The organism is Pseudomonas sp., assembly GCF_050739995.1.
Lineage (GTDB): Bacteria > Pseudomonadota > Gammaproteobacteria > Pseudomonadales > Pseudomonadaceae > Aquipseudomonas.
Genome location: NZ_JBOICG010000601.1, coordinates 1 through 6164 on the forward strand (window position 1 = coordinate 1; position 6164 = coordinate 6164).

The window sequence follows — 6164 nt, forward strand, 5'->3', positions numbered from 1 at the left end:
CCCTCCCACAGGTTTCATTGCACTTCTAGCGATTATTTACGTGCGGCCTCCCACGACTTGAGCAGGTCGCTGTAAGCCACTGTCTCGCCCTTCGGTTTCTCATTGGCCAGTTTCGGCTTCGGCGCGCCCGGCTGGTCGAACCAGTATTGCGCATCCCGTTCTTCGTTCATTTTCGGACCGCACACCGGCTGCACCTTGGAGCGTTCCAGGCGCGTCATGATCGCGTCCTGTTCCTTGGCCAGGTTATCCAGCGCCTGCTGCGGGGTTTTCTCGCCGCTGGCGGCGGCAGCGATATTGCTCCACCACAGTTGCGCCAGGCGTGGGTAGTCCGGCACGTTGGTGCCGGTCGGGGTCCACTGCACGCGGGCCGGGCTGCGATAGAACTCCACCAGGCCACCCAATTTCGGCGCCAGGTCGGTCATGGCCTGGGAGTTGATGTCGGATTCACGAATCGGTGTGAGGCCGACGATGGTTTTCTTCAGCGACACGGTTTTCGAGGTTACGAACTGCGCGTACAGCCAGGCTGCCAGTTTTTGTTTCTCGGGCGTGGACTTCATGAAGGTCCACGAACCCACATCCTGATAGCCCAGCTTCATGCCCTCCTCCCAATACGGGCCGCGTGGCGACGGGGCCATGCGCCATTTCGGCGTGCCGTCGGCATTCACCACCGGCAACCCCGGTTTGGTCATGTCGGCGGTGAAGGCGGTGTACCAGAAGATCTGCTGGGCGATGTTGCCCTGGGACGGCACAGGGCCGGATTCGGAGAAGGTCATGCCCGCCGCTTCCGGTGGCGCATAGGCTTTCATCCAATCCACATATTTTTGCGTGGCGAACACGGCCGCCGGGCCGTTGGTGTCACCGCCACGAGTGACGCTGGAGCCCACCGGGTGGCAGTCCTCCACGCGAATGCCCCACTCGTCCACCGGCAGGCCGTTGGGCAAACCTTTGTCGCCACCACCGGCCATGGAGAACCAGGCATCGGTGAAGCGCCAGCCCAAAGACGGGTCTTTCTTGCCGTAGTCCATGTGCCCGTAGATGCGCTTACCGTCAATTTCCTTGACGTCTTCGCTGAAGAATTTGGCGATGTCTTCGTAGGCCGACCAGTTCACCGGCACGCCGAGGTCGTAGCCGTACTTGGCCTTGAACTGGGCTTTCAGATCCGCACGCTCGAACCAGTCGGCGCGAAACCAGTAGAGGTTGGCGAACTGTTGGTCGGGTAGTTGATAGAGCTTGCCGTCCGGCGCAGTGGTGAAGGACAAACCGATAAAGTCCTTCAGATCCAGGGTCGGCGAGGTGTAGTCCTTGCCTTCGTTAGCCATCAGATCAGTGATGGACTCCGTCTTGCCGTAGCGAAAGTGCGTACCGATCAAGTCGGAATCGTTGACCCAGCCGTCGTAGATGTTCTTGTCGGACTGCATCTGGGTTTGCAGCTTCTCTACCACGTCGCCTTCCTGCAGCAGATCGTGGGTCAACTTAATGCCGGTGATTTCGCTGAAGGCTTTGGCCAGCACCTTGGATTCGTACTCGTGGGTGGTGAGGGTTTCCGACACCACGTTGATCTTCATCCCACGGAACGGTTCCGACGCCTTGATAAACCACTTCAACTCTTCGAGCTGTTGGGCGTCGGTGAGCGTGGACGGTTTGAACTCGCTGCCGATCCATTTTTTTGCCGCATCTTCATACGCATCAGCCCAGGCCGTGGCGCTCAAACCGCTGAGGGCCAGCACGGCAGCCAATGAAATGCTATGTCGCAGTTTATTGTTTTTATCGAACATAGAGACCTCCTGGTTGGTATTCAAAGGAGCACTAGCCCCAACGCATCACACACAACAGCCACACCAGGGACAGCGCGGTGGCCACCCAGATGCTCCAGCCGGTAACGCCGATGACCAGCAGATGCAGGTAGGCGCTGCCGAGAAGACCAATAAACAAGCGATCACCACGGGTGGTGCTGATCGGCAGAAAACCGCGCCGGGGGATGCTCGGCGAGCGCAACTCCCAGGTGGTCATGCCCACCAGCAACACAGCAATCGCTGCAAAGAACAACGCGGTGGGTGTGGTCCAGGCCATCCATTCCATCATCGACTCCTCAGACCCGGCCCAGGGCAAAGCCCTTGGCCACGTGGTTGCGAACAAACCAGATCACCAGCATGCCCGGCAAGATGGTCAACACCCCTGCCGCTGCCAGCACGCCCCAATCGATGCCCGAGGCCGAGACCGTGCGGGTCATCACCGCCGCGATGGGTTTGGCGTTGACCGAGGTCAGGGTGCGCGCCAGTAACAGCTCGACCCAGGAAAACATGAAGCAGAAAAATGCGGTGACACCGATGCCCGAGCCAATCAGCGGGATAAAAATCTTCACGAAAAACTTGGGAAAGCTATAGCCGTCGATGTAGGCGGTTTCGTCGATTTCCTTGGGCACGCCGGACATGAAGCCCTCCAGAATCCACACCGCCAACGGTACGTTGAACAGGCAATGGGCCAAGGCCACGGCAATGTGGGTATCAAACAGACCGATGGACGAATACAGCTGGAAAAACGGCAGCAAGAACACCGCCGGTGGCGCCATGCGGTTGGTCAGCAGCCAGAAGAACAAGTGCTTGTCACCGAGGAAGCGGTAGCGTGAAAACGCATAGGCCGCGGGCAACGCCACGCTCAGGGAGATCAGCGTGTTCAGGCTCACGTAGTACAACGAGTTGAGGTAGCCGGTGTACCAACTCGGGTCAGTGAAAATCACCTTGTAGTTGGCCAGGGTGAAGTCCTGCGGAAACAGGGTCAGCCCCCCGAGGATTTCGGTGTTGCTCTTGAAGGACATGTTCAACAACCAATAGATCGGCACCAGCAGGAACAGGATGTAGATCAGCAGCGGAATCACCTTGCGCTTGCTCATGTTGGCGGCCTCAGCGGTTGGCATCGGAATGGGTCATGGCGGTGTAGAACAGCCAGGACACCAACAGGATGATCAGGAAATACACCAGGGAAAACGCCGCCGCAGGGCCCAGGTCGAATTGGCCTACGGCCATCTGGGTCAGTGTCTGGCTGAGGAACGTAGTGGCGTTACCCGGCCCGCCCCCCGTGAGGACGAAGGGCTCGGTGTAGATCATGAAGCTGTCCATGAACCGCAGCATCACCGCGATCAGCAGCACGCTTTTCATCTTGGGCAACTGGATATGTCGGAACACCGCCCAGGCGGAGGCCCGATCAATCCGCGCAGCCTGGTAGTACACATCCGGAATGGCCCGCAGGCCCGAGTAACACAGCAGCGCCACCAACGATGTCCAGTGCCACACATCCATCACCAGCACGGTGACCCAGGCGTCCATGGTGTTGGCCGCATAGTTGTAGCTGATGCCCATGGCATTGAGGGTCGAGCCCAGCAGACCGATATCGGCGCGGCCGAAGATCTGCCAGATGGTGCCCACCACGTTCCATGGAATCAGCAACGGAATGGCGAGAATGATCAGCACCAGCGACGACCAGCGGCCTTTGGCCGGCATCGTCAGGGCAATAGCGATACCCAGTGGAATTTCGATCAGCAGCACGCAGGCCGAGTAGATGAACTGGCGCAGCAGCGAGTCATGCAGCCGCGGGTCGAGCAGCACCTGCTTGTACCAGTCGGCGCCGACAAAGTAGCGGCTGGACTGGTCGAAGATATCCTGCACCGAGTAATTGACCACGGTCATCATCGGGATCACCGCACTGAATGCCACCAGCAGGAACACCGGCAGCACCAACCACCAGGCCTTGTTGTTCTGCACCTTGTTCATGGCAGCACCTCCAGCAGATAGTCGTCGGCATAGAGCATCAGCCATTGCGCCGGAAAGCTGATGGAGGCCACGGCCTGGGGCACCGGTTTGTCTTCGGCCAGGCGCACTTTCAGGGGCGCGCCATCGAGGTTGAGGGACATGATCTTGTAGGTGCCAAGGTCTTCGATATGAACGACATCGGCTTGCAGGGCGTCGGGGTTGTACTCATCCCACACGTGGACGAATTCCGGACGAATCCCCACCTGCAGCTTCTTGTAGTCCGTATCGGCAATGCGTTGCTGCAACACCTCGGGTAACGGCAGAAACGTCCCGGCAAAGCGCACACCGCCCGCCTCGGCCTGCACTTCGACCAGATTCATCCCGGGGCTGCCGATGAAATAGCCGACAAAGGTGTGGCTGGGCCGCTCGAACAGCTCACGGGGCGTGCCGAACTGCACGATCTGCCCGCCGTACATCACCGCGATCTTGTCGGCGAAGGTGGACGCCTCAAGCTGGTCGTGGGTGACGTAGACCATGGTGATATTGAACTGCTCATGAATCTGTTTGAGCTTGCGCCGCAGCTTCCATTTGAGGTGCGGGTCGATCACGGTCAACGGTTCATCGAACAGGATCGCTGACACATCGTCACGCACCAGGCCACGGCCCATGGAGACTTTCTGCTTTTCGTCGGCGCTGAGGTTGCGGGCTTTCTTGCTCAGCAGGTTTTGCAGATCGAGGACTTCGGCAATTTCCTGCACTTTACTGTGAACTTTCGCCTCGGCCATGCCCTGGTTGCGTAGGGGAAACGCCAGGTTGTCGAACACGCTCATGGTGTCGTACACCACCGGGAACTGGAACACTTGGGCAATGTTGCGTTTTTCCGGGGTCAGTTGGTTGACCACCTGGCTGTCAAACAGCACCTGGCCTTCGGATGGGCTGAGCAAGCCGGAAATGATATTGAGCAAGGTCGACTTGCCGCAGCCCGACGGCCCGAGCAACGCGTAGGCGCCGCCCTGCTCCCACACGTGGTTCATTTCCCGTATGGCGTAGTCCTCAGGCCCCATAGGCGTAGGGCTGTAGCTGTGGGCCAGGTTCTGCAAGTGGATCTCGGCCATCAGGCAACCCTCGCGACGCGGCGCCCGGGCGCCTGGAGCAGACGGCCCTGGCCATCGAACACAAACAGTTTATGGGTGGGGATGTACACGCGGATCGGTGCGTCGACGTCGTACTCATGCACCCCCGGCAGGTGCAGCACCAGCAGGAAATGTTCACTGCGCACATGCAGGAAGGTTTCCGAGCCGCTGATTTCGGCGACTTCCACAGTCACGGCCAGCTCCAGGTCATCATCGTTGCTGGGCACCAGACTGATATGGCTGGGGCGCACGCCAAAGCGGAATTCACCTTCGCCGATGGGGCGCAAGTCGACGTTCAATGGGAAGTGCACGAAGTTGGCGAAACTCACTTCATTGCCGCTGATGCGCCCGGGCATCAAGTTGATCGGCGGCTCGGAAAACAGTTCGGCGGCCAGCACGGTCTGCGGCTGGTGGTACACCTCGGCGGCCTTGCCGCTCTGGATCACCCGGCCTTCGTGAAGGATGGTGGTGGTACCACCCAAGGCCAGCGCTTCATTGGGTTCGGTGGTGGCGTAGATGGCGATGGTATGGCGTGCCTTGAACAACTCGCGCATTTCCTGACGCAGTTCTTCGCGCAGTTTGTAGTCCAGGTTCACCAGCGGCTCATCGAACAGAATCAGTTCGGCGTCTTTCACCAGTGCACGGGCCATGGCCGTGCGTTGCTGCTGGCCACCAGACAGCTCCAGCGGGTGGCGTTGCAGGAACTTATCGATGCGCAACATCCTGGCGGTTTCCAGCACTTTGCTCTGGATCAGCTCGTGGGACACCCCCGCTTGGCGCAAGGGCGAAGCGATGTTTTCAAACACGGTCATGGTCGGGTAGTTGATGAATTGCTGGTACACCATCGATACGTTGCGCAAGCGCACCGGTTTTTGCGTGACGTCCACGCCATTCATCAGGATGCGGCCGCTGTCAGGCTTGTCCAGGCCGGCCATCAAGCGCATCAGGCTGGTTTTGCCGGAGAGCGTGCGGCCAAGCAATACGTTGAAGGAACCGGCTTCGAAGCGCAGGCTGGCGTCGTCGATCCAGGTTTGACCTTCGACGACGCGGGACACATGTTCCAGGGTCAATGACATGACACGCCCTTTTTATTATTGGAATGAATCTGGCCAGGAGTCAGAGCGAGTTTCGTGCCAAAACGGCAAGCGTTTGATGTGCAAAGGAATGGACTGGATGGGTTGTTCAGGAGTGAACACTCAGACTGAACAACTGAACAGATCCTGGGTTGACAATGAACAGTTCTGAACAACACTCTTCGAACTCGATTTAACGAACACAGCAGGTT

6 protein-coding genes are annotated in these 6164 nt (G+C 58.9%); all 6 read right to left on the minus strand.

Features of this window, described 5'->3' with window-relative positions; all coding sequences use genetic code 11:
* Window positions 1-32: 32 nt before the first annotated feature.
* From ACRESD_RS20085 to ACRESD_RS20110, 6 genes are read right to left on the minus strand one after another with little or no spacing between them, the layout of a single operon-like run.
* Entirely contained in the window at window positions 33-1775 is a 1743-nt protein-coding gene (locus ACRESD_RS20085) for an extracellular solute-binding protein (protein WP_431752496.1), read from the minus strand.
* A 31-nt stretch (window positions 1776-1806) separates the two neighbouring features.
* Window positions 1807-2079: a DUF2160 domain-containing protein gene (locus ACRESD_RS20090; protein WP_431752497.1), complete on the minus strand. Its 273-nt coding sequence runs from the start codon at window positions 2077-2079 to the stop codon at window positions 1807-1809.
* 10 nt (window positions 2080-2089) lie between these two features.
* Window positions 2090-2890: a carbohydrate ABC transporter permease gene (locus ACRESD_RS20095; RefSeq protein ID WP_017846707.1), complete on the minus strand. Its 801-nt coding sequence runs from the start codon at window positions 2888-2890 to the stop codon at window positions 2090-2092.
* Window positions 2891-2900: 10 nt separating this feature from the next.
* Window positions 2901-3767, minus strand: a complete 867-nt coding sequence (locus ACRESD_RS20100; protein ID WP_431752498.1) for a carbohydrate ABC transporter permease — start codon at window positions 3765-3767, stop codon at window positions 2901-2903.
* A complete protein-coding gene (locus tag ACRESD_RS20105) occupies window positions 3764-4861 on the minus strand; it encodes an ABC transporter ATP-binding protein (protein WP_431752499.1) in 1098 nt (365 codons plus the stop codon). Before ACRESD_RS20105 ends, ACRESD_RS20100 begins: the two co-directional genes overlap by 4 nt.
* Complete coding sequence (locus ACRESD_RS20110) at window positions 4861-5955, minus strand: ABC transporter ATP-binding protein (RefSeq protein ID WP_431752500.1); 1095 nt, start codon at window positions 5953-5955, stop codon at window positions 4861-4863. Before ACRESD_RS20110 ends, ACRESD_RS20105 begins: the two co-directional genes overlap by 1 nt.
* Window positions 5956-6164: the final 209 nt, after the last annotated feature.

Excerpts from the sequence above, each read along its gene's own strand:
- ACRESD_RS20105 (WP_431752499.1), bottom strand. The coding sequence starts at position 4,861 with ATGGCCGAGATCCACTTGCAGAACCTGGCCCACAGCTACAGCCCTACG.
- ACRESD_RS20095 (WP_017846707.1), bottom strand. The coding sequence starts at position 2,890 with ATGAGCAAGCGCAAGGTGATTCCGCTGCTGATCTACATCCTGTTCCTG.
- ACRESD_RS20085 (WP_431752496.1), bottom strand. The coding sequence starts at position 1,775 with ATGTTCGATAAAAACAATAAACTGCGACATAGCATTTCATTGGCTGCC.
- ACRESD_RS20090 (WP_431752497.1), bottom strand. The coding sequence starts at position 2,079 with ATGGAATGGATGGCCTGGACCACACCCACCGCGTTGTTCTTTGCAGCG.
- ACRESD_RS20110 (WP_431752500.1), bottom strand. The coding sequence starts at position 5,955 with ATGTCATTGACCCTGGAACATGTGTCCCGCGTCGTCGAAGGTCAAACC.
- ACRESD_RS20100 (WP_431752498.1), bottom strand. The coding sequence starts at position 3,767 with ATGAACAAGGTGCAGAACAACAAGGCCTGGTGGTTGGTGCTGCCGGTG.